General features: G+C 32.5%; 18 protein-coding genes. 10 read left to right on the top strand and 8 right to left on the bottom strand.

Annotated elements, in window-relative coordinates; translation table 11 throughout:
- Positions 1-11 precede the first annotated feature (11 nt).
- The 5 genes from ABJF52_RS07705 to ABJF52_RS07685 all read right to left on the bottom strand — a co-directional run bounded on the left by ABJF52_RS07705 (position 12) and on the right by ABJF52_RS07685 (position 8283).
- Positions 12-4163, bottom strand: a complete 4152-nt coding sequence (locus tag ABJF52_RS07705) for an amino acid adenylation domain-containing protein (RefSeq protein ID WP_348148694.1) — start codon at positions 4161-4163, stop codon at positions 12-14.
- Entirely contained in the window at positions 4160-4399 is a 240-nt protein-coding gene (locus ABJF52_RS07700) for an acyl carrier protein (protein ID WP_348148691.1), read from the bottom strand. The genes ABJF52_RS07705 and ABJF52_RS07700 overlap by 4 nt, the downstream gene beginning before the upstream one ends.
- A gap of 2 nt (positions 4400-4401) precedes the next feature.
- The gene (locus ABJF52_RS07695) at positions 4402-5964 is read right to left on the bottom strand and encodes an amino acid adenylation domain-containing protein (RefSeq protein ID WP_348148688.1); all 1563 of its coding nucleotides are present in this window, start codon (positions 5962-5964) and stop codon (positions 4402-4404) included.
- Positions 5965-5974: 10 nt separating this feature from the next.
- Positions 5975-7126: an acyl-CoA dehydrogenase family protein gene (locus ABJF52_RS07690; RefSeq protein WP_348148685.1), complete on the bottom strand. Its 1152-nt coding sequence runs from the start codon at positions 7124-7126 to the stop codon at positions 5975-5977.
- A gap of 86 nt (positions 7127-7212) precedes the next feature.
- The gene (locus ABJF52_RS07685) at positions 7213-8283 is read right to left on the bottom strand and encodes an ornithine cyclodeaminase family protein (protein ID WP_348148682.1); all 1071 of its coding nucleotides are present in this window, start codon (positions 8281-8283) and stop codon (positions 7213-7215) included.
- A gap of 242 nt (positions 8284-8525) precedes the next feature.
- Here ABJF52_RS07685 and ABJF52_RS07680 point away from each other — a divergent pair, with 242 nt between their 5' ends.
- The 8 genes from ABJF52_RS07680 (at position 8526) to ABJF52_RS07645 (ending at position 19642) form a co-directional block, all read left to right on the top strand.
- Positions 8526-9791, top strand: coding sequence for a HupE/UreJ family protein (locus ABJF52_RS07680; RefSeq protein WP_348148679.1), 1266 nt, complete (start codon positions 8526-8528; stop codon positions 9789-9791).
- Between the two features lie 26 nt (positions 9792-9817).
- The gene (locus ABJF52_RS07675) at positions 9818-12730 is read left to right on the top strand and encodes an amino acid adenylation domain-containing protein (protein ID WP_348148676.1); all 2913 of its coding nucleotides are present in this window, start codon (positions 9818-9820) and stop codon (positions 12728-12730) included.
- A 19-nt stretch (positions 12731-12749) separates the two neighbouring features.
- Positions 12750-13535: a class I SAM-dependent methyltransferase gene (locus ABJF52_RS07670; RefSeq protein WP_348148673.1), complete on the top strand. Its 786-nt coding sequence runs from the start codon at positions 12750-12752 to the stop codon at positions 13533-13535.
- The gene (locus tag ABJF52_RS07665) at positions 13532-15514 is read left to right on the top strand and encodes a condensation domain-containing protein (RefSeq protein ID WP_348148671.1); all 1983 of its coding nucleotides are present in this window, start codon (positions 13532-13534) and stop codon (positions 15512-15514) included. The genes ABJF52_RS07670 and ABJF52_RS07665 overlap by 4 nt, the downstream gene beginning before the upstream one ends.
- Position 15515: 1 nt before the next feature.
- Positions 15516-17900 carry a condensation domain-containing protein gene (locus tag ABJF52_RS07660; RefSeq protein WP_348148668.1) on the top strand — a complete coding sequence of 795 codons (2385 nt, stop codon included), beginning with the start codon at positions 15516-15518 and terminating at the stop codon, positions 17898-17900.
- Between the two features lie 26 nt (positions 17901-17926).
- Complete coding sequence (locus ABJF52_RS07655; RefSeq protein ID WP_348148665.1) at positions 17927-18664, top strand: 4'-phosphopantetheinyl transferase superfamily protein; 738 nt, start codon at positions 17927-17929, stop codon at positions 18662-18664.
- 88 nt (positions 18665-18752) lie between these two features.
- A complete protein-coding gene (locus ABJF52_RS07650) occupies positions 18753-19223 on the top strand; it encodes a hypothetical protein (protein WP_348148662.1) in 471 nt (156 codons plus the stop codon).
- 80 nt (positions 19224-19303) lie between these two features.
- Positions 19304-19642 (top strand): DUF4870 domain-containing protein, encoded by a 339-nt coding sequence (locus ABJF52_RS07645; RefSeq protein WP_348148659.1) that lies wholly within the window; start codon positions 19304-19306, stop codon positions 19640-19642.
- A 74-nt stretch (positions 19643-19716) separates the two neighbouring features.
- Here the strand turns inward: ABJF52_RS07645 and dnaN are convergent, their stop codons facing one another.
- The 3 genes from dnaN to ABJF52_RS07630 form a co-directional block, all read right to left on the bottom strand.
- Entirely contained in the window at positions 19717-20835 is a 1119-nt protein-coding gene (gene dnaN, locus ABJF52_RS07640; RefSeq protein WP_348148656.1) for a DNA polymerase III subunit beta, read from the bottom strand.
- 391 nt (positions 20836-21226) lie between these two features.
- A complete protein-coding gene (locus ABJF52_RS07635; RefSeq protein WP_348148653.1) occupies positions 21227-21517 on the bottom strand; it encodes an antibiotic biosynthesis monooxygenase in 291 nt (96 codons plus the stop codon).
- Positions 21517-22347: an SAM-dependent chlorinase/fluorinase gene (locus ABJF52_RS07630; RefSeq protein WP_348148651.1), complete on the bottom strand. Its 831-nt coding sequence runs from the start codon at positions 22345-22347 to the stop codon at positions 21517-21519. Before ABJF52_RS07630 ends, ABJF52_RS07635 begins: the two co-directional genes overlap by 1 nt.
- A 127-nt stretch (positions 22348-22474) precedes the next feature.
- Between ABJF52_RS07630 and ABJF52_RS07625 the strand changes: the two genes are divergently transcribed.
- Both ABJF52_RS07625 and ABJF52_RS07620 read left to right on the top strand, forming a co-directional pair.
- The gene (locus tag ABJF52_RS07625) at positions 22475-23428 is read left to right on the top strand and encodes a PhoH family protein (protein ID WP_348148648.1); all 954 of its coding nucleotides are present in this window, start codon (positions 22475-22477) and stop codon (positions 23426-23428) included.
- Positions 23429-23448: 20 nt separating this feature from the next.
- On the top strand, positions 23449-23673 hold a 225-nt coding region (locus ABJF52_RS07620; RefSeq protein ID WP_348148645.1), incomplete at its 3' end, for a phosphoribosylaminoimidazolesuccinocarboxamide synthase.

Below are 23673 nucleotides of genomic sequence, written 5' to 3'. Positions count from 1 at the left end.
TTCATTGTCAATTATTGTTGTAATAATTCCATTAATTGCGATTCAATATATACCGCATATTCTTGTATTGTTGGTAACTCGAAAATTTTATTCAAGGCAAAGTTAGTTTGTAACTCGTCATTAATTCGTGCTGTTACTCTAATAGCCGCTAATGAATGGCCGCCTAATGAGATGAAATTATCATGTATTCCAATCCGGTCCATTTGTAAAACTTCTTTCCAAATACTTTCGACCAATTCTTCAATTTCATTTGTAGGTGCAACATATACCACGTCCGATTCCAATTGTATGTCTGAAAGAGTCCGTAGTGCAATTTTATCTATTTTGCCATTTTTAGTTAAGGGCATCTCTTTTAAATGTTTATACTTTGATGGAAACATATATTCAGGCAAATGTTTAGCAAGATGGAGTTTTAAATCTACAGAAGGTATTATTTCTTTTGATGTATAAAAACCTATCAATTGCTTTTTATTATTATCTAAATCAGATTTCTTATAACCTATCTCATCAAGCATTCGATGTACTTCATCCTCGTCAATGTGCTCATTAATTTCTTCCAATGCTTCATCTCTATTTTTGTGTCCTAAACGCACATCCCAACTATACGGAAAAGAATAATTGCTATATCCACGTTCCTTCTTATGAACATGAATTCCTGCCTGATTTATTAAGCAATTTGTAGAACGACCGGTATCTGTAGGTCTTACCCAGTCTGCTTTTTCTTTTAAAAAGATAAGCATTTCAGTGAGGCTAACATTACTGTATCGGTAGAAGTCAACATATTGTACTTTATTAAAAGTACTGTCCAAACTAAACATAGACGTATCTAGGTGGTTTTTAACTGCATCTTCTTCTTGATGATACAATTTTCTCGCTTCTAATATGGTATCGTCAATTGTTGTTCCATCGGCATCTTCATCCCAGAAAAGCTCTTCGGTAAGGCGTGTTTCAAAAAATTGACCTCTTGATAAACCCGTTACCACGAATGGAATATTATTTTCTAAAGCAACTTTTGTACTAAGTGTATATATCGTTTTAAAACAACCGTTACAGACGTTTTTGTGTCGGTGGAGACTATCAACAAATATCTTGTTCATGTGTGGCGTTGCTCCATAAATATGGTCGACACCTAATTTCTCTGTAATTCTTGTAATATTGGCCTTAGCTTGATCGGAAATATATCCATTATCAAGAGTAAATGTTAGGACATTAAGACCCATATCGATAAGTCTTGCTAATACGTAGGTACTATCTTTTCCACCACTTAATAGTGTTAGGCAATCATATTTGCGATTATCATTCTTATTAGAAGTAAGTAATTGAATTAAATCTTCTTCTGTTTTAAAATATTTATCAGTTTTCTCTTTATAACCCTTAAATGAATTGCACAAATGGCAAACATTGTTATCATCAAAATCAATATTCGGGTAGGAGGAAGGAAGTCCACATTCTTTGCAGTTGATTATATCTTTAGATTCTGCCTTTTTTTCTGAGTCCATGAGAACAACAGCGGCATTATTTATGTTAGGGTGTTGGTTTAAATTGGCCTCAATATCAGATAGCTCAATTCGAAAACCATTAAGCTTAACTTGTTCATCAACTCTACCAAGATATTCAAGTTCATCACTTTCATTAAATCGGACTAAATCACCTGTGCGATACATTTTGGCGTTTTGCTGAAAAGGGTTTACCAAAAACCGCTCATTGCTTAGTTTTGTATTTCGGGCATAACCTTTGGCTAATCCGGTTCCACTTAAGTATAATTCACCAATTACTCCTTTTGGCACTAAATTATGATAACTGTCTAACACATAAGCTGACATGTTTTTAATAGGAATACCTATAGGCACAGATGTTTCAATATGTAAATCAGAGTTGTACCTGCTAACAATACAGCCAACAGTGGCTTCAGTAGGGCCATATTCATTAAAAATTTTTAAATCATCTCCTACTGAATCTTGAATGCTATTGGCTAATGAACTTTTAAAGTCTTCACCACCAACAATGATTAATTTTAATTTTGAACTGCTGAAGTCGCTATCTTTAATCAAAGCTAAATGTGATGGTGTCAGTTTAATACTGTTTACCAAATTATCCTCAATTACCTGAAGTATCGAGATATCGGGTCCAATTGAGCTTTCCGTATATATTATAAGTTCACCACCGGTAACTAATGGTAAGAATGTAGCAGTTATTGTTAAGTCAAATCCTATTGAAGTACATAACGGAAATACATAAGAATCTTTATGTGCGTAATAACCTTTAGACCAATTTATATAATTGGCTAGCGAAGCATTCGAAATCATTACACCTTTGGGTTTCCCAGTTGATCCAGAAGTGTAAATTACGTACGCTATAGAATCTAATTCTGAAGCTTGTGAAATATATGTAGTAGTTTGATTTTCAATGTCTTCAGCTGAATCATCTAAATTAATTAAATTGATTTTTTTAGATTCAAGTTTGCGCAATATTACTGTGTTTGAAATAAGAGCTTTACAATTAGAATCTTGCAATATGTATTGCACTCTTTCTTTAGGCTGTTCAGAAGATATTGGAACAAAAGTTGTCCCTAATTTTAAGGCGGCTAAGACACTTGTAATATAGTTAGTACTGCGTTCTAAATGTATTGCAACAATGTCACCTTTGCTAACTCCTTGTTTTGCTAAATAATTAGCTAGCTGATTTGTTTTATTATTGATTTCAGAATAGGTTAATTTTTGATTCTTAAACCGTATGGCTATTTTTTCCGGATTTTCAACTAATTGTGATTCAAATTGAGCGATAACAGACGCTTTTGAATTAGTACTAATAACATCACCAGTTAATAGCTCATTACGTTCTTCTTTAGTAATTATGGATGCAGATGTTATATGTTGATTAATATCATCTAACATGGCATCAATTAAACATAAAAAGTGTTTTGGTGCTAAATATCTTAGTTCTTTATCAAATACAGCCGTATTAAAATCTAGATGAATTTCTAGACTTCCAGTAGAATCAAAATCATAAATATGGCAACGTAAATGGTGTGCAGGATCGTTGTGACCTGCATGAATCCACTCCGATGTCATCGGAAAATCTTCAATTAGCGCAAATTTGGAAGTCATGTAATTTAAAATAACATTAAAGCCTCTACTGATATCTGCTGATGCCATTCCTGGTTGGCCATTTCGTAGATAATCACTGGTTTCCATTTTTGTACGTTGTAAGACAGACAAGAATGTGTCCTGATCTTCTAATTTTATTAAAAGAGGAAAAATTTCAATAAATAATCCTGGCGTCTTTTGAAAAAGTTGAGATACTCTGTTATGAGCGGTAGCTCCTATTGTAATTTTATTTTGATTACTTATACGATGTACATATGTGAAAAGTAAAGTAGCGAATAGATTAAATATTGTTAAACGCGGTGTTAAAGAACGTACCGCCATATTTTTAGAAAGTTCTTTAATTCTTTTGGATCGATCTAATCCTAAGCCCAATGTAATACGCTCCGAAGCAGTTTTTAAATACTTGTTTTCGTTTCCATATAGTTTTGGAAGGGTGTATGATTTATCAATTTTTACTTTCCAATATTCTTGTTTTAAATGATTTTGAATATCATTCGATTGTTTATTCTCAAAGGTTATATAATCTTCGAAACTTGGCAAATCGTCTATATTATTTTCATCTCCATTTTTCAAATTACTATAATATTCGAACATTTTTTCATGAAGCAGTGTCGTAGAAATTGCATCGGTTATAATGTGATGAATATTCAAAAACCATACGAATCTATTTTCATTAACTTTTATAAGTGCTGAATCGAATGGACATTTCGCCAAATTCAGCTTTGCTTGACTTCGTAATTCTACCCATTTATAATATTCACTTTTATTAAAACCATTAGTAAAATCGACTAACTCAAGGTTAAAGTTAAAATTCGGTAATACTATTTGATAAGGGATTGTGTTTTTAGTATTAAAAACGGTCCGTAGGATGTCTGTACCTTTAACTAAATATTGAAATGCACTTCGAAAGACTCGAACATCTAGTTTATTTTTAATATCAAAAGTATACACTGTATTGTACAATGGAGCGTCCGGCGCCATTTGTTGGCCAGTCCATATAGCTAATTGACTTTTCGTCAATTCAGTTTCATTTATGTTTTTTTCTATTTCACTCAAACTGTTTTGTTTTCTAGATAGGTTATTATATGACCCACTGTCATAAAATTTTCTATTACCATATCTTCAGGCGGAACTTTTATTTCGAATTCGTTTTCTATAAACAGTATTAGTTTCATCATACCCATAGAGTCCAAAATTCCACTACCGAGTAAATCATCTCCAGATTCTAGAGGGTCTTCTAATTGTTCGTTAGTAAGCTCGTTCGATATATAATCCAATATAATTTTATTCATATTTATATCTTGATATATGTTTTTATTATTTCTTTTCTGTCTATTTTTCCCGATCCTGTCCTCGGAAAATCAGGCATAATTTCGATGGATTGCGGAACGGCATATGATGGTAAACTTCCTCTACAATGTTCTAAAAGTTCTTTAGACCCAATAGTACACGATTGGTCAACTATTACTGCCGCCATTACCTCTTTTTCACTTTCATTTTTTTGAAGTACTATGACAGCGGCTTCAATTATTTTTTCATGAGTTAGTAAAGCAGCTTCTATTTCATCAATTTCAATGCGATACCCTCTAATTTTTACTTGGCGATCATTTCTGCCCTTAAAGTGAAAGTCCCCGGTTTCATTCATCTTAACCATATCACCAGTTTTAAAGAATTTTTTTTCTAGCTCCCCTTGTATGGCTACATACGTAGACTTATTGGTTAAGGTTTGATTATTCCAATATCCTTTCATCATTGTTGATGAATGAATAGCAAGTTCACCGTAATCGTTGTTATTTATCTTACGTCCTTGTTTGTCTAAAATGATGAATTCGGTTTCTTCCCATACCTGTCCTATTGGAATAACATCCTTTTTTAATGGTGGTTTTTTAATATGATAACAAGTGCATTGGTTTACCTCGGCAGGACCGTATACATTATAGAATTTAGCTTCGGGGCATAAATGCATTAGTTCATTTAAAAATTTGTTTGCAAAGACTTCACCACCAAAAAGGAATAACCGCAATGCTGAAAGATTCATTTTTTGAATGGAATTACTTTGTAGTAATTGTACCAATGCGAGTGGTACAGAATACCAAATAGTAATTTTTTCTTGTTCTATTAAAGCAGCAAGACTAGGAGCCATTTTGGTATGTGCTTCTGAAATAATAATAGTAGTTGCCATAGCCAAAGGTCCTGCTAAGTAACCTAGTGTAGAAATATCGAAATGCAGCGGTGCATGGCTAGCTAACCTATCGTCTTCGTTAATTTTGAACAAATTGACCGATAAACGAGCGTAACTTAGTCCACTTTTGTGGGTGTGCATAATACCTTTTGGAAACCCCGTAGATCCAGAAGTGTACATGATATAGGCTAAATCATTTTCATTGATTGGTATTTCAATAAAATTTTCTAATGTGATATTAAAAATATCATCCCAGGAAATAGTTTCAAAATCAGTGTTTAAACGTACTCCAATAAAAGACTTTAATGGGCTTTTATGTTCGAGTATTTTTCGATGTTTCCTATGTAAATTAGGATTAGTGATTACATGCTCTATTCCACAATCATTAAGTAAATAATTAATTCTAGATATTGGTAGTCCTGGATCTAATGGTACAAACGCTGCACCTGTCTTCATAATTCCATACATGGCAATTGCGGTCTCCAAACTTCTAAACATATATACGCCAATTCGGTCTCCTTTTTTAACCCCTTTAGCATTTAGATGTGAAGCAAGTTTATCTGTTTTAACATCCAACTCTTTATAATTAAGGCTATCAGAGCCAAAGCGAAAAGATTCCTGATTAGGAAGTTTGTTCGCAGCAGACCTTAATATTTGAGGCAAAGTTGTTGTCATCTAAATTAAATTATAGTCCTAATAGTTTTGCAATAATATTTCTTTGAATATCTGATGTACCGGCATAAATAACTCCACCAACAGAATCTCGTAGATTTCTTTCTACTTCAAATTCACTGAGATAACCATGTCCACCATGGTTCCTAATAGCGTCCAAACTAGATTCTATAAAACTCTCACTAAGTTGAAGTTTTAGCATAGCCGATTCCATCATAGAAGACTGGCCTTGACTTTTAAGCCATGCTACTTTATATAGCAATAATCTTGAAGTTTCTAGTCTTAATTTCATGTTAGCAATTCTATGCGATACTGCTTGAAATGAACTTACAGGTTTACCAAATTGCTTTCTGTTTTTTACAAATGAAATAGTTTCTTCCAGCTGTCTTTGCATAGTGCCTAATTGTCCTGCTAATATTGTGCATCGATCATGCTCCAAAGAACTGTTTGTTATTGCCCAACCTGCACCTTCTTTACCTAAAAGGTTATCTTCTGGAATAAAGCAATTTTCAAAATATAAATCTCCAAAAGGCACTGTTCTTAGTCCCATTTTAGGTCGATTTGGCCCAGATGTAAACCCTTTCATTCCTTTTTCAGCTAAAAATGCTGAAATACCCCACTTGCCAACTTTTGGATTGGTTTTGACAAAAACTAAAATAACATCACCAATAGGAGCGAATGTGACATATTGTTTTGTGCCATTTAAAATATATCCTCCATCGACTTTTTCCGCGGTCGTTTCCATACTATAAACATCCGATCCTGCATTTGGTTCAGTAAGTGCATGACATCCTATTAATTCACCAGAGCAAAGCTTTGGAAGGAATTTTTTCTTCTGTTTTTCAGTACCAAATTGTAAAATAGGAAATTGTACGGTCCACATTTGAGCATTCAAGGCAAACGGAAGTCCATTATCTTTACAAGCATAGCCAAGACCCTCCATGGCTAAGGTGGCAGAGAGTATATCGACTTTTTCTTTATAACCGCCGTACAAGGCAGGCGTTGCTAAACCCTGCAGTCCGAATGATGCGCATTTTTTCCAATCTTCTTTGGAGAAAATACTCTGACTATCATTCTCAATATATGATTCTGAAAAATTATTTCTAGCAAAATCTATAACCTTGTTTTTATATTCTATTTGTTCGTTATTCCAAGAAAAATCCATATTCTAGACTTCGTTTATATATTATTGCTTCATTTTTTAAGTAAATAAAAAAAGCTACCATTGGTACTTTTCAATTTAAGAGAAGGTTATACTTCAATATTTTTTAAAAAAAAGTGGTAAGGGTTTTTAGCATCTGCTGAGGTATTTTCAATATCTAGTTCAAATCCGATTCCAAATTTTTGTGCCAATTCTAAGAATAAGTCCATAACAACTTGGTCTTCTAATGCCCATCCTGTAGAATCAAAAACCGTAGTTGAATCTTTGGCTAATTCATAATTCTTCTGATTTTGAATCAAATCAATAAGGTCTGGACCAATATCATTGGCCACTAATTGTTGACATTCTCCCTCAACCACAGCTTGCTTTAAAAAATCGGGTACCACTATACTGTTTTTAAGCAAATTCAAAGGGAGTTCAGTTTTTCCTGGAAAATCGGAACCTACTGCGTTTATATGGATATTTGGCTTTAATTCTAGGTTATTAAAAAGTGGACCTTGGCCTACATCAATAGATGTTGCGGTGCAAACTATATCACTTCGTTCCATGATTTGCTCAAGAGAAGTTTCAATAATTTCAATCGAAAGGTCTAACATTTCCGACCTATCTCTAAAAGATGCAGTAGCCTTTGAATCAACATCATATATAAGTACTTTTTTAAGGTCAAATACTCTTGATAATGCATGTAATTGGGTAATAGATTGTGCTCCACAACCTATTAAACCTAAAACCGAGCTATCGGGCTGTGCTAAATATTTACTTGCAACCGCTGAGGTTGCTCCTGTTCTTAAAGCGGTTAATAATACGCCATCAACAAGACCTTTAAGGTGGCCAGTTGCGGTGTCATAAGAAGAAATAGTAGATAATATGGTAGGTAATGAATGTTTAAAAGGATTTTTAGGATGATATCCTACAACTTTAATTACAACCTCTTCATCTTTTTTGTAAAGCGGCATCCATTCCACAAGTCCTGGATTATCATTGTCATAATTAAAACCAGAACGGATAGGGATTTTAGTAGTATCAATATCAAACACTTTAATTGCTTGATTGAGTTCATCTATCAAACGATCCATTAAGTTGTTGAGTCCAAAACGGTCTACAATTGTATTTACATTGTCCCCCGATAAGACTAAAGTCTTACGTAGATTTCTTTTCATAGTCAATTAGTGAATTGTAATTTAAAGCAGCTTTTTGATTATAAAGTAACAACTTTAGTGGCGTAAACCCTACTTTTTGTTAAAAAAATCGTTAAAACATAGTATCTTTAGGTTGATGGCTTTTATTTTTTCATTTCGTCGGATATTTAGTTGAAATAAGAAATAATTGCTTTTATTACAACGCCTTAAATCATCCATAACCTATTTATTTTTAGAAAATTAATTAATTCAACAAGTATTAAATGGCAAAATTTTTACGTTTTTTAGTTTTATTTCTGCTTTTGACACCCCTTTTTTCGAGTGCCCATGCACCTAATCAGAGTTACATATACCTTAGAGTATATGAAAAAGAAGGAATTGAGGGTCGATTTGAGATTAATTATGTGGATATAAATAAAATTCTTGGAACAAATTTCGGTAAGAAAGCAACCTATGAGGAATATCATCCTTATTTAGCCGAGCTACAAAAGTATTTTTTACTCAAAACTTCTTTTAACTCAGACAATGGACGTCATAATATTCGTTTTACTGATGTTATTAAAGATGATGTTGGCTTAGGCTCTTTTTTAAAAATAAATTTCAAGCTAGAAAATTCGATAAATGTTCCGGATGAAATGGACGTTGAATATAGTGGAGTATTTGAGAAGGATGATACGCATAGAGGCTTTTTACTTATTGAATATAATTGGAAGGCAGGTATAATAAATAATGAAGCCAGAATTTCTTTAAGTTTTACCCCTGATGATACAAATGAAACACTTTCATTAACAGAGAGTTCAGCATGGAATGGATTTGTAGCGATGATACAACAAGGTGTTTGGCATATCTGGATTGGACTAGATCATATTTTATTTTTACTAGCATTAATCTTACCATCTGTAGTACGCCGTTGGAGCGATCCTCGTTTTGCCAAAGCAAACAATAATCAGGCAATTGTTAAAAAAACGGGTTTTATAACATGGGATTGGTTTCCGGTTGAGCGTTTTAAGCCAGCTTTTTTATACATCGTAAAAGTTGTAACGTTTTTTACACTCGCACATACGATTACGTTGAGTTTAGCCTCGCTTGAAATAATAAATTTACCATCTAGATTTGTTGAATCAATAATTGCCTTATCCATAGGATTAGCAGCTTACCATAATATTCGTCCAATTTTTAAAGGAAAAGATTGGGTAATTGCTTTTGTTTTTGGATTATTTCATGGTTTCGGATTTGCAAGTGTCTTGGCAGACCTTGGTTTAACTTCTGAATTTTTAACTTTATCCCTCCTAGGTTTTAATATTGGAGTTGAATTAGGACAACTGGTAATTATTTTAATGATTTTCCCAATATTATACTTATTGAGAAAATTGAAGTTGTATCCGAAGATATTGGTATACGGATCAATCCTTTTAATTATTATATCGCTTTATTGGTTTATAGAAAGAGCCTTTGATGTCAATCTTTTAGTTGAAGATTTCATTCGTAGAAAAGGTTTCAAATTTGCTCAGTTTCTTGGGCTACGATAATCGATATAACTTTATTCCCCTGAAAATTGGAAGAGAAAAAGAATAGCTCATTACTGAGTCAATGGAAATTAAAACAACAAGAAGTTCCTGTTCAAAAAATTGAAAAGGTAGTTGAGGGCACGCCATTGGTTTTATCTCATGGACAACAACGATTATGGTTATTACAACAATTACATCCTGAAAATCCATTTTACAACTATTCCGAAGCTTATCGTTTTAATGGGAAACTGAATCTTGAAAACCTATATAATTCTTTACAGAAAATCTATGATGCTCATGATATTTTGCGCGCTACTTATGAGCTAGTAGATGGTTTGCCTGTGGCCAAAGTAGGTGCTAAAGAAAAATTGCATTTATCGGAATACGATTTAAGTGTGGAAGCTGAGAGTCAAAATCAAATAGATAAAATTTTATTGGTTGATTCGGCAAGACCTTTTGATTTGCAAAATGGCCCTGTCATTCGATTTTCACTTTATAAATTGACACAAGAGAAGTATATTTTATTGCTAAATATACATCATATTGCTACCGATAAATGGTCAATGGGTATTTTCAGAAACCTACTAGCTAACCATTATACAGCACTAAATGCTGGCATTGATGTACAAGTAAATTCACTTGGTATTCAATATCATGATTACGCTTTTTGGCAACGAAATAAAGTTGTTGATCAAAAGCAAATGGATTATTGGCTTAAAAAACTAGAGGGTGAAATTCCAATTTTGGAATTGCCAAAAGATTATAAAAGGCCAATAATTGCATCGTATAAAGGAGCATTTAAAAAACAAACATTTTCTTCATCACTATCGAAATCCGTTTTGGACTTGTCCAACAAATTGGAGACAACCCCTTATGTACTTTTATTATCTGTTTACTATGTTCTATTATATAGATATACGAATCAAAAGGATATATTAATTGGAACACCAATTTCGAATAGAGATCATAAGTCTTTGGAAGATTTAATAGGTTTTTTTAATGATACTGTTGTTTTACGAGCCAAATTTGACGAGAACATTTCATTTGTAGATTTAGTGAAGATTGTTCGAAAAACTACCTTAGAGGCTTTTGCGAACAAAGATGTTGCTTTTGAAGATTTGGTAAAAGCAATTCAACCAGATCGAGTTGCAAACATGAACCCGCTTTTTAATGTGATGTTCTTATATCATTCAGTGCCGAAATCACCTGATTTTGGAAGCAATCTAGAGTTTTCACAAGAGGTCTTTGATACGCAGGTGGCTAAGTTTGATTTGACCCTTTATATTGCTGAAGAAAACAATTTATTGACTTCAATTTTTGAATATTCATCCGACCTTTTTAACAAAGTAACAATCGAAAGGTTACAAGCCCATTTTAGTTTATTACTAGGTGCGGTTGTAGCTAATCCTAATGAGAAAATAGCAGCTATTCCAATGCTTACTTCTTTTGAAAAGGAAGTTTTTCTGCAAAAAGAATCCAATTTATTATCCGTAGAAATTCCAAAGAAAGGAATTCATGATATAATCACGGATATTGCTAGGGCTAATCTCAACAAGAAAGCAGTAACCTTTGGTTCGGAATCAATTACCTATCAAGAACTAATCATACAATCAAATCTTGTAGCTAAAAATATTTTAGAAATTACAAGCGGTAAAAACGGGATTATAGGATTATGTATACAACGGTCAACAGACATGATAGTAGGATTGTTGGGAATCCTAAAAGCAGGATGTGCCTATTTGCCATTAGACCCAACCTATCCAAAAGAAAGAATTGATTTTATGTTATCCGATGCAAATGTATTAGCAACAGTAAGTAATGCAAGCACATTAGCAGAAATGACTGAATTTGATTCTAAAGTATTGGACATCAGTAAATTGGAGGCGAATATTGAGGAGTTTGAGAATGATTTACCTATTGTTAAAAGTGATGATACGGCCTATGTAATTTATACTTCCGGTAGTTCGGGTAAGCCTAAAGGTGTACCAATTTCGCATGGTAACATTATAAATTCTACACTTGGCAGAAAAGAATTTTATGATACAAATCCAGATGCTTTTTTATTAATGTCTTCTATATCTTTTGATAGTTCAAAAGCAGGTATATTTTGGACACTTTGTACTGGTGGAAATTTGGTGATTTCCGAAAAACGTTTGGAACAAGATGTAGCCAAATTGACGGAAGTGATTAAAAATAATGAGGTAAGTCATACTTTAATGCTTCCATCGTTATATTCAATGTTATTGGATCATGCAGTTTTAAACAAACTTAAAGGACTAAAAACAGTTATAGTTGCGGGTGAATCATGTGCTGCGAATTTATGTGCTAAACATTTTGAAAAACTTCCCAACGCAAATTTATATAATGAATATGGACCAACAGAAGCTACCGTTTGGTGTATTGCTTATAAGATTGACAAAAGTAATATTCCATCAGTAATTCCAATTGGAAAACCCGTAGCTAACGCTAGCATTTATATTCTAGATGAGAGTTTAGGGCTATTGCCTTACGGAGCTACAGGTGAGATTTTCATAGGTGGTCCCAGTTTATCAGGGAAGTATTTAAATAGACCTGAATTATCTGAAGGCGCTTATGTTGATAATCCTTTCGATAAGGAATATGAAACCAAACTATACAAAACTGGTGATTTGGGGAGATATAAATCCGATGGGAATATTGAGTTTTTGGGGCGAAAAGATGAGCAAATAAAAATTCGTGGATTTCGGGTCGAAATTGATGAGGTGCAAAAGGCAATTATGAATCATAAAACAGTAAATAATGCTATTGTTATATTAAAGAAAGAAATACCAGATACAACTAGTATTTCTGCTATGGATACTAACTTACTTATAGAACATATAGAAAATCGTATCGGTTTAGATGCTTTAAATGACATTTTAGAATCTATTGAACATTTGAGTGAAGAAGAACAAGATTATGTAAATAACCGGTTGGAATAACAACTATAGTTAGTTTAGTATGAAAAGAATAAGAAGATCAAATGAATTCGAGATAAGTCTGAATATCAGCGATGAAGATTTTATACGTCCACCACGGGATATGCAACGAAATGCGGTTGTAAACAGGGCTATTAAAGAGTTTTCAGCAGATTTGGTTGCTCTTGATAGGCAAACTAAAAAGTTTGTTGCAGGGGAAACAGTGAGTGATTTTAACGATAGAACGCAAGCAACACTTACAGATCAAGAGATAATGGAAGATTGGCAAATTCCTGTAATGGAAACAATGGCCAAAGTTGTATGCGAAAAGGGAGGTGATATCTTAGAATTGGGTTTTGGAAGGGGAGTAGCATCTGATATGATTCAAGCTTATGATGTTAATACTCATATAATAATGGAATGTAATGATGTCGTTATAGAAAGGTATAAAGACTGGAAACTGCGGTACCCTGATAAGGATATCCAAATGGTCAAGGGTTTATGGCAAGATACTATTGATTCGGTTGGAATTTTTGATGGAATTTTTTTTCATACCTATCCGCTCAATGAAGAAGAGTATATGAAATATGTAAATGAGAGTATCACTTTTGCAGCACACTTTTTTTCATCCGCTTCAGAACATTTAAAACCTGGAGGTGCATTTTCATATTTTTCAAATGAAGTAGATTCATTAAGTAGAGAGCATCAGCGAGAACTTTTTAAACATTTTTCATCCTTTCAAATACAAAAAGTAAACCTTCAGCTCCCAAATGATATAAAAGATACTTGGTGGGCAGAAACAATAGTAGTAGTTAAAGCCATAAAATGAGACCAACGGAAATAAAGGATAGAATAGATGGCTTGAGCGATAAAGCAAAGAAATTATTTTTGCTAAAAATTGATCAGGCATTACAATCTTCTGAAACAGAGGTAATAGCTTCAGGAAGACAGCATCTTGTGGCATATGTTGAGGGTTCAGATAATTTCGAATCTGAAGCGTTAAAAAAACATCTTAAAATGAGTTTGCCTGAATATATGGTGCCTTCTTCAATTATTTTAGTAGAAGAATTTCCAAAATTACCAAATGGCAAGATTGATAGGAATAAATTAAATAGCCTTAATGTTATTCAAAGAAAAAACAAGACTATTATTTCAAAATCAAGTACTTCTGAGACGGAACAAGCATTGATTAAGATTTGGGAGGAAGTACTTGGTTTTTCGCCTATTGATGTAAATGATAATTTTTTTGAAATAGGAGGGGACTCTATACTTAGTATACAGATAATAGCTAGGGCACGAAAAGCAGGTATAATGCTTGAAGCAAATCAAATCTTCGACCATCAATCAATCTCAGAGCTTTCCTTATTTACGAAAAAATTAGCTTCTAAAGTTTCTCAAACGGACACAAAGGGAACTGTTCTGCTTACTCCAATTCAACAAAGGTTTTTTAGCATTAATGTATCTGCGCCAAATTATTGGAATCAGATAGTTCAAGTATACGGACTGGGAGATATACAATACCATTTTGTAAAAAATATTGTTCATGAGTTGGTTGATTATCATGAGGGACTTCGCTTATGTTTTTATAAAATTGATAACCAATGGAAATCAAAAATTGTAGAGACAATCCAAAAAGAAGTATTCCATTATATAGATTTGAGTAATATTATTTCTTTTGATAATCAGAACAATAACATAAGTGAAAAGTTAATTTCCATTCAAAAAAATGTAGATCTTTCAAATGGAAATCTTTTTCAAGGAGTATATTTTAATTGTGGTGAAACTCAAGAGAACAAATTTATGATGATTGCTCATCATTTGGTGATTGATATGGTTTCTTGGAATATAATTTTTGATGATTTCATTCAGGCTTTTTCACAAGATAAAACGGATGAAGAAATAAATTTTAAAGAGAAAACAGATTCGATTAAGCAATGGGGAGAAATCCTCTATTCGAAAACCCAATCCACCGATTTAAATAAAGAGATTGAGTTTTGGCAAGAACAATGTATTGAAACGGAACATTTTCCATCAGATTTTAAAGTAGAAAATTCTATATATCGAGAAAGTACTATTGGTATATATCAAAGTATTATACACAGGGAAAACTTACGTGATTTATTGAAAAATGTTAATGAAACATATAATACAAGAACTGAGGATTTATTAATAACAGCTCTATTTACAACAATAACGGATTGGACTAATTCGTCAAATTTAGTACTTGGTCTAGAACACAATGGACGACATAGTACTAATTTAGACATTGACATTTCTAATACTGTTGGTTGGTTCACTTCTTTTTTTCCTATTCTTTTTGAAAAAGAAAAAAGCAATGATAAAGGTAATTTGGTATCGTCAATCAAGGAAAAATTAAGGTCCGTCCCAAATAATGGAATAGGTTTTGGTTTGTTGAAATATATGTCTGGAGAAGATTGTTTTAACCTATTTGACGGCGAACCACAGATTATCTTCAACTATCTTGGTGTACAAAATAACGCAATTAATAATTCAAATTTAATCTTTGAGCAACTCTCTAATTATTCACGTGATCCTCATAGTGAGCGGACTTATGGTATTGAAATAAATGCTTTTATCAAAAATGATAAAATACAAGTTAATTGGAGTTACACAAATACATTGTATAAAGAATCGACAATAAAAATCTTGTCCCAAAACTTTGAAAATAATTTACAAGCATTATATGATTATTGCTTAAATAAGGAAGGAAATTATACTCCCTCAGATTTTCCTGAAGCTGATTTGAGCCAAGATGATTTGGACAATTTGATGCAACAATTTGAATAAAATGAAAGCTGTTAAAAAGCCCAAAATAGAAGCTATATTTCCGTTGACTTACATGCAGCAGGGGCTATTGTTTCACCATTTGTCGAGTGAAAATGACCAAGGATTTTTGAATGTTGAATGTACTTTATTAGGTGAAATAGATGTAGCTCAATTCGAAAAAGTATGGAACAAAATGGTTCAACGACACGCTGCGCTGCGAACAACTGTGCATTGGAAGAATTTGGCTAAGCCGGTAACCATTGTACATCTTGAAAAGTCTGTGAATTTAAATTATTTCGATTGGTCAAAATTATCATCAGAAGAAAGCTTAGCAAAATGGGATGAGCTCAAGTTAAATACGATTACTAAAGGCGTAAATTTAGAAAAAGAACCTTTACTAAATTTAACCCTCTTAAAGTTTAAAAATAACGATTTTCGTTTTCTTTGGCCTAGTCATCATCTATTGATTGATGGTTGGTCTTCTCAGGTTATTTTAAATGATTTTTTGACTACTTATGATGCCGTTTCACGCAATCTAGCACCTTCTTTACCTACCATTCCTTCATTGAAATCTTATTACGCTTATAAGAACCAACAAAGTAAAAAAGACTCTGAGGACTTTTGGAAGTCCTATTTTAAAAACACTAAATATTTGCCGCTTTTTGATAGGAAGACTCATAAAGCTTCTAAAAGTGGAACTTATCATTCGACATTAAATTTAAATTATGAGGATTCTAAAAATTTACAGATTCTAGCGCGTAGATTTCAGGTCACTATGAATACATTAGTACAGGGTGCATGGTCTTATCTTATAAGTAGGTATTTTGGAACTAATGAGATTTCTTTTGGGTCAACAGTTTCTGGTCGTTCTGGATCTTTTCCTAATATTGAATTTTTAACAGGAATGCTCATGGATGTACAACCTGTGAGAGTCATTGTTGAAAATGGAGTTGAACTTTCAGAATGGCTTCGAAATATTCAGAAACAACAACATAAGGCTAGATTATTTGAACATGGAAGCTTAGATGAGATTACATCATTTATAGATTGGCCAGAAGCAAAGCCAATCTTTGATAATTTGTTAATTTTTGAAAACTTTCCCCAAACCGAATCTACAAGTAAAGTATTGGAAATTAGAAATTTCAAGAGTGGAATTACATCAACGTATCCGGTGACTTTGGTAGTTATTCCTGGTGACGAAATAAAATTTAATTTTACAATAGAACAAAGTATTGTAGATGAAAAATCAATAAATTGGATTTTAGGAAATTGGAAAAAGTTAATTCAAATATTGATATCTAATAAATCCTTATCTTTTGATTTACTTGATTCAGAAATTGAGGTTTATAAAAATGAAGTAATTGAAAATAATGCCCCGGAAGTTATTAAATATGTTGCTCCACAAAACGAAACAGAATTACAATTGATTAAAATATGGGAAGATATATTCGGGTCATACTCTATTGGTGTAGATGACAATTTCTTTTCATTAGGTGGAAAATCCTTAATGGCCATAAAAATGTTCAATATTTTGAATAAAAGAATGGGTCTACAATTACCTCCAACAACTTTATTAGAACATTCGACTATTTCTTCAATTTCTAATTTTATTAATAATGGTTCTGAGAATGGTAATTCAATTTTTAGAAATTTGGTTCCAGTACGAGCAAAAGGCAATAAACCTGCTTTGTTTTGTGTCCATGCTGGAGATGGACATGTATTTTTCTACAACCTTTTGGCCAAATATTTAGACGAAGAACGTCCCGTTTATGCGCTTCAACCTTCAGGAATATTTGACAATGAGGATTTGCATATAAATATCGAAGAAATGGCGATATCATATGTCAATGAAATTAAAAAAGTACAAGCAAAAGGACCTTATAATTTATTAGTTTATTGTTTTAGTACAGCCGTTGGGTTAGAAATGTCGAAGGCACTTAAAAATGATGGTTCAGAAACTAATTTAATAGTTATGGATACAATGGCTGAGCAAGAACATCTATATACGCAAACAAGAATGTTAATGAGAGTATTAGGCTTCCTTAAAAGACTTGTAAAAAACCCAATTAATGTGCTAAGAGTTATGTTATATGATCGTTATACTAAAATTCTTAAACCGTTTTGGGTAAATTTAACCGGGTCACAAGAAGAAAAGGATGCTGAAATGATGAGTCAACATTTGACCAAACTGTATAACAAGTATAAATGGCAACCACAAAGTGATAACATTAAATTGGTATTAACTGAAAAGGCTGATAAGCGCTTTAATAAGGAATATATTCGCTCTTGGAAAGAGATAGCATTAAATGGTGTCGATATAAAACCAACTGTTGGTAATCATCGTTCTTTATTTTCTGAACCGGATATTATTGAAGTTGCTAAAACTATTGATGATTGTTTGCTTTAACTGAAATGTAATTTAGATTTTATTATATGAATATTTCATGGGCCTCTTTTAAAAGCGGAAATTTCTTGCATGAAGATGTACTACATATATGGAATTTTAAAGCAATTAAGGATGAGCCAAAACTTCATATATTATCAAAAACCCTTTCTGCTGATGAGCATTTAAGAGCCAGTAAATATCGTTTTGAAAAAGATAGGGCAGTTTATATAACTGCAAGGTATTTGTTAAGAACCTTAATTAGTAGCTATCTCGAAATTAATCCAAAAGAGATTGTTTTTGATTATTCGGAATATGATAAACCAACGTATCTTGGAAATATTGAACTAGATTTCAATGTATCGCATTCAGGAAACCGAATTATTATTGGCTTAGCTAAGCAACAAATCATAGGAGTTGATATTGAAAAAATTAAAAATGACTTTAATCCGATTGAACTTGCAAATAATGTTTTCTCTAATGATGAAATTAACGCACTTTCTGAGTATAATGGAGAAGAACTATACAGAGCTTTTTATCGAGGTTGGACGCGTAAAGAATCTTTTATTAAGGCAGTAGGAGAGGGATTGTCTTATCCCTTAAAATCGTTTTCAGTTACTATTGATAATGATGAAACTGCGAGTTTTTTATCAATAAATAATGAGAATGAATCGAACCAAAGTTGGCATCTTCATTCATTTATTCCTTCAGAGGGATTCATTGCTGCCATTACTACAAAAGGAAATCCTAAGAAGATTGAATTCTTTGATGCGAACAATCTCTTTTGATTATTAAATAGAACATATGCGATTCATTTCATATGCTATTAATTCCTACTTTTACCCAATATTAACTTAGTATTTAAAATTGTTTCCCATGAAAAAAGTAATTATTCTTTTAGCTTTTATCCTCGCGGTATCTGCTAAGGCACAGGTTGTTGACTCTACTAAGGTAGTGCAAGATAGCATTGCACAACAAGCATTAGATTTAGAAGCAGAAAAAGAAAAAATCGAAAAAATAGAAGCTCAAGAAAAAGCAGATAAGAAGGCAGAAAAAGAGATTGCTCAAGCAGAAAAAGCTCAAAAGAAAGCAGAGAAGGCTCAAAAAAAAGCTGAAAAAGCAGTAAAGAAAAAAGAGAAACTGGCAGATGACATTGCTTCTAAAAAGAAGAGCATAGCTAAAGAAGAGAGTAAAATTGATAAATTAAATGTAAAAATTGCCAAAGGCAAGCAAAAAGGTAAACTTTCGCCAGAGGATATTAATAAGATGAATATTAAAATTGAAAAGTCAAAGGTGAAAATTGCTAAAGACAAGGAAAAATTAAACAAACTTGTTAAAAAGCAGTAAGTACTCTTTTTGATTAGTGTATTGTAACAATTTAGAGGTTTGTTCGTCTTATTAGTACATCAATCTATAAAACACAAATCATGAAAAGAGAAAATAAAAGTTTATTAGCAGTAACTCATCTTAGTCAATTGCTTGATTTTGTGACTGGTATTGGAGGATTAATTGTACCATTGGTAATATGGTTTACTCAAAAAGATTCAGTTTTGGGTATGGACGAAAATGGTAAATCTATTATCAATTTTAGAATTAGTATGTTCATCTACGTGCTATTATGTATTCCTTTAATATTGTTATTTGGCCTTGGTTTATTGGGCTTCGTTGTTTTAGGAGTTTTATACTTAATTTTTCCTATTATAAATGCAATTAAAGCCAGCAACGGAGAAGAACCCCATTATCCATTTAGCATGAAATTTGTTTAAGTAAGCGATTCAAATAAAAAAATCCGGCTAGGTTTTAATTTAGCCGGATTTTCTATTTTATAAATTTTTGTATGCTAGCTATTAAGCATTACAGGCATTACTAACATTGTTACTATTTCACCTTCATCAAGTCCATCTGCAGGGGTTAATATTCCCGCTCTATTTGGTAAACTCATTTCTACAGAAACTTCATCAGCATTAAGGTTGTTCAACATTTCGGTAAGAAATCTAGAATTAAAACCGATTTGCATATCGTCACCCTGGTATGCACAAGTAAGCCGTTCTTCTGCTTTATTACTATAATCTAAATCTTCTGCAGAAATATTTAATTCTGCACCAGCAATTTTAAGTCTAATCTGGTGTGTTGTTTTATTCGAGAATATAGCAACTCTACGCACAGAACTTAAAAATTGAGTTCTAGAAATAGTTAATTTATTTGGATTTTCTTTTGGAATAACCGCCTCGTAGTTAGGATATTTACCATCAATTAGCCTACAAATAAGAACAGTATTGCCAAAGATGAACTTTGCATTTACATCATTGTATTCTATAGTAACATCATCTTCGCTTCCTGCTAAAATACCTTTTAATAAATTCAAAGGTTTTTTCGGCATTATAAATTCAGCAACTTCAGAAGAAGAAACGTCCTCTCTTTGATATTTTACCAATTTATGGGCATCTGTAGCAACAAAGGTTAAGTTCTCAGGAGAGAACTGAAAGAAAACCCCACTCATTACAGGTCTTAAATCATCATTACCAGCTGCAAATATTGTTTTATCAATTGCAGTTGCCAATATATCACCCATTATAGTTGTAGTACTCGGATTTGCAAGTTCTACAGCTTTAGGAAATTCAGCACCATCTGCATACGCCAAAGCATATTTACCATGTTCCGAACTAATTTCAATAGTATTATTGTCAGATACTACAAAAGTTAGCGGTTGTTCGGGAAAAGTTTTTAAGGTGTCTAATAATAAACGAGCAGGAACCGCAATATTACCCTCGTTATCAGAATCTACTTCTAAAACGGAACTCAAAGTAGTTTCGAGGTCAGAAGCGGAAACGGTTAATTCGTTTTTATTTAGAGCAAACAAAAAGTTGTCTAATATTGGCAATGTATTACTGTTATTGATAACACCACCTAGAACTTGTAGTTCTTTGAGTAAATAAGTACTTGATACTATAAATTTCATCAGCTTGATCTAGTTTTTGGCTTTTTTCTACTTTAGAAAATTTAAATTTAATGGGGCTTTAGAAAGATTTAACTCTTCCTCGCTAATCTCACAAAGATATTTGAAATGTACTTTTTCAGGAAACAAACTTATTAACAGTAAACATATAAAATTTGCTCAAAATTTAATCTTAAATCACTTCTTTTATTAGAATCGAAAACCGCTACAAAACACTATGTTTATTGCTGGTATCTCAATTTTTATTCTAATAAATATAGCTAAAAATCCTTGTAATTGTAATAAACTCCGTTACGAATGTTTATAAGTCGTAAATTAATAAATGGTAATTCAGCGACTATCTGTTATCCCATAAAAATTCAAATGAAATATGAATTTATATAAAATATAGTACTTATGAATTTACTTTTTCTAAACTCCATGCTTCTGGTTTAGCTGCGAATAACTTCTTTGTCTTTGTCCAAATGGTTCTAAAATAATCAGAATTTCGATAATTATTTAATGCTGATTCATCTTCCCAATGGCTATGAGTAAAGAATATTTGAGGATTTTCTTTGTTTTGATATAACTCGAGAAATAAGAAACCATCAAAACTTTTTATTTGCGTTCTATGTGGTTCAAAAATTTTTAAAAAGTCATTAATATGGTGTTCTTCAAAAGTTAATTTTACAATGCGAACCAACATTATTTAAAGTTTATGGTTATGGAATCCAGATAATCTAAACCTAATAAAGAATTCGCACTACCACCAGCTCTAGGGTTACTTTTATAAATCGCAATTTCAATATAGTTAGCCGAATTGTAAATGGCTAAAAGTTCACCTGGTCCTTTGCGTTTACTTTTGTCAAGGTTGTAATCGATTATATCGCTGTATTTACGATGGATTTTTCTAAGTACTTTCGTCCTAGCTTGTATTTCAAAGTCGCGCCCTTTTCGGTAGGCTTCGAAAAAGTTTTTATGAATATTCGTTACCACATTTCCATAGTTATCAATATATAAAACTACACCTGATATTTTATTACCACCATCAGATACACTAGGGGCCAAATCACGAACTTCATGCAAATTATTATAAGGTTTACCAACAACCTCTAGGGTGCCACCACGCGCAATATGACATGCCACACGTATAAAAACCTCACTAGTTGGAAATGCACTAGAATCAGCATTATGAATTGCTATTTCTACAATTTTAGTAGGTGGGGTTTCAGAATTAAGAAGTCCAATTATTCCATTATCAGCACAAATAAAATAATGACCATCCATTAAAACAGCAATGTGTTTAGTTTCGGGAGTTGGTTCAGCATCAACACCAATAATATGTACGGTTCCTTCTGGAAAATGCTTATAAGAATTTTGCAAGATATAAGCGCATTCTTGTATATTAAATGGGCCAATATTATGCGAAATATCAACAATGGTAACATCGGGAAGCTCTTTGTAGATAGCGCCTTTGATAGCCCCTACAAAATGATCTTTTAATCCGAAATCAGTAGTTAAGGTAATAATTGCCATACCGCAATGTTGATATGTTTATCGATGGTCAGACTAAATTTTTATGTAAATTTGTTCAACAAAATTATAACAAAAAAATAGCGTTCCGAAATTTATCTTTTTCAATAATTCAAAACAACTACACTCTTTGAACGAACTAGAATTAGAACTTACTGAAATTAACCCACGAGACTTCTTTGGTCAGGGAAACGAAAACATTAATTTACTAAAGAAATATTTTCCAAAGCTAAAAATTGTAGCACGGGGAAGTAAAATAAAAGTATTTGGAGATCAAGAACTTTTAGAAGAGTTTGATAAGCGATTTTATATGCTAATGGAACACGTCTCTAAATACAATAAAATGGACGAGAATGTTATTGAGCGTATTTTAACAAGTAATGGCAAAGAAGATTATGAATCGCCAGATAATAGTGGGGAAACGCTCGTACATGGTGTTAGTGGAAAACTAATAAAAGCTCGTACTGTCAATCAACGTAAATTGGTAGATGCTGCTAAAAAATATGACATGGTTTTTGCCATTGGTCCAGCTGGTACGGGCAAAACATATACTGGTGTTGCATTAGCGGTTAAGGCATTGAAAGAGAAGCAGGTAAAGCGAATTATCTTAACCAGACCTGCGGTTGAGGCTGGTGAAAATTTAGGATTTTTACCAGGGGATTTAAAAGAAAAATTAGATCCATATATGCAACCTTTATATGATGCCTTACGGGATATGATTCCTTCTGAAAAGTTGGTGCATTATATAGATAATGGCACCATACAAATTGCTCCCATGGCATTTATGAGGGGTCGTACTTTAGATAATGCATTTGTAATTCTTGATGAAGCTCAGAATACTACGCATGCACAAATGAAAATGTTTCTGACAAGGATGGGTAAGAATGCGAAGTTTTTGTTGACAGGTGATCCAGGTCAGATAGATTTACCGAGACGCGTTATTTCTGGTCTAAAAGAAGCAATTTTAGTTTTGAAAAATGTTGAAGGGATAAAAATCATTTATTTAGATGATAAGGATGTAATTCGTCATAAACTAGTGAAAAAGGTAATTACCGCCTATAAAAGTATAGAACACGAAAACTAAATTATAAGCATTCTTAAAAAATGGGCAATACTATTACTGATACAAATTTCAATTTCCCGGGTCAAAAAAGTATTTATAAAGGAAAGGTTCGCGAAGTATACACATTAGCGGATAATATATTATTAATGGTGGCAACAGATCGCTTGTCCGCTTTTGATGTAGTAATGCCCAAAGGGATTCCATATAAAGGTCAAATATTAAATCAGATTGCGACCAAAATGATGGCTGCTACCGAAGATATTGTT

Origin of the sequence: Aurantibacter sp. (assembly GCF_039941195.1) — a bacterium.
Classification (GTDB): Bacteria; Bacteroidota; Bacteroidia; order Flavobacteriales; family Flavobacteriaceae; genus Aurantibacter_A.
This window is presented reverse-complemented; position numbering and strand designations above follow the sequence as displayed.

Coding starts and splice junctions, on each gene's coding strand:
- ABJF52_RS07700 (WP_348148691.1), bottom strand. CDS start 4,399: ATGAATAAAATTATATTGGATTATATATCGAACGAGCTTACTAACGAA.
- ABJF52_RS07695 (WP_348148688.1), bottom strand. CDS start 5,964: ATGACAACAACTTTGCCTCAAATATTAAGGTCTGCTGCGAACAAACTT.
- ABJF52_RS07690 (WP_348148685.1), bottom strand. CDS start 7,126: ATGGATTTTTCTTGGAATAACGAACAAATAGAATATAAAAACAAGGTT.
- ABJF52_RS07685 (WP_348148682.1), bottom strand. CDS start 8,283: ATGAAAAGAAATCTACGTAAGACTTTAGTCTTATCGGGGGACAATGTA.
- ABJF52_RS07680 (WP_348148679.1), top strand. CDS start 8,526: ATGGCAAAATTTTTACGTTTTTTAGTTTTATTTCTGCTTTTGACACCC.
- ABJF52_RS07670 (WP_348148673.1), top strand. CDS start 12,750: ATGAAAAGAATAAGAAGATCAAATGAATTCGAGATAAGTCTGAATATC.
- ABJF52_RS07665 (WP_348148671.1), top strand. CDS start 13,532: ATGAGACCAACGGAAATAAAGGATAGAATAGATGGCTTGAGCGATAAA.
- ABJF52_RS07660 (WP_348148668.1), top strand. CDS start 15,516: ATGAAAGCTGTTAAAAAGCCCAAAATAGAAGCTATATTTCCGTTGACT.
- ABJF52_RS07655 (WP_348148665.1), top strand. CDS start 17,927: ATGAATATTTCATGGGCCTCTTTTAAAAGCGGAAATTTCTTGCATGAA.
- ABJF52_RS07650 (WP_348148662.1), top strand. CDS start 18,753: ATGAAAAAAGTAATTATTCTTTTAGCTTTTATCCTCGCGGTATCTGCT.
- ABJF52_RS07645 (WP_348148659.1), top strand. CDS start 19,304: ATGAAAAGAGAAAATAAAAGTTTATTAGCAGTAACTCATCTTAGTCAA.
- dnaN (WP_348148656.1), bottom strand. CDS start 20,835: ATGAAATTTATAGTATCAAGTACTTATTTACTCAAAGAACTACAAGTT.
- ABJF52_RS07635 (WP_348148653.1), bottom strand. CDS start 21,517: ATGTTGGTTCGCATTGTAAAATTAACTTTTGAAGAACACCATATTAAT.
- ABJF52_RS07630 (WP_348148651.1), bottom strand. CDS start 22,347: ATGGCAATTATTACCTTAACTACTGATTTCGGATTAAAAGATCATTTT.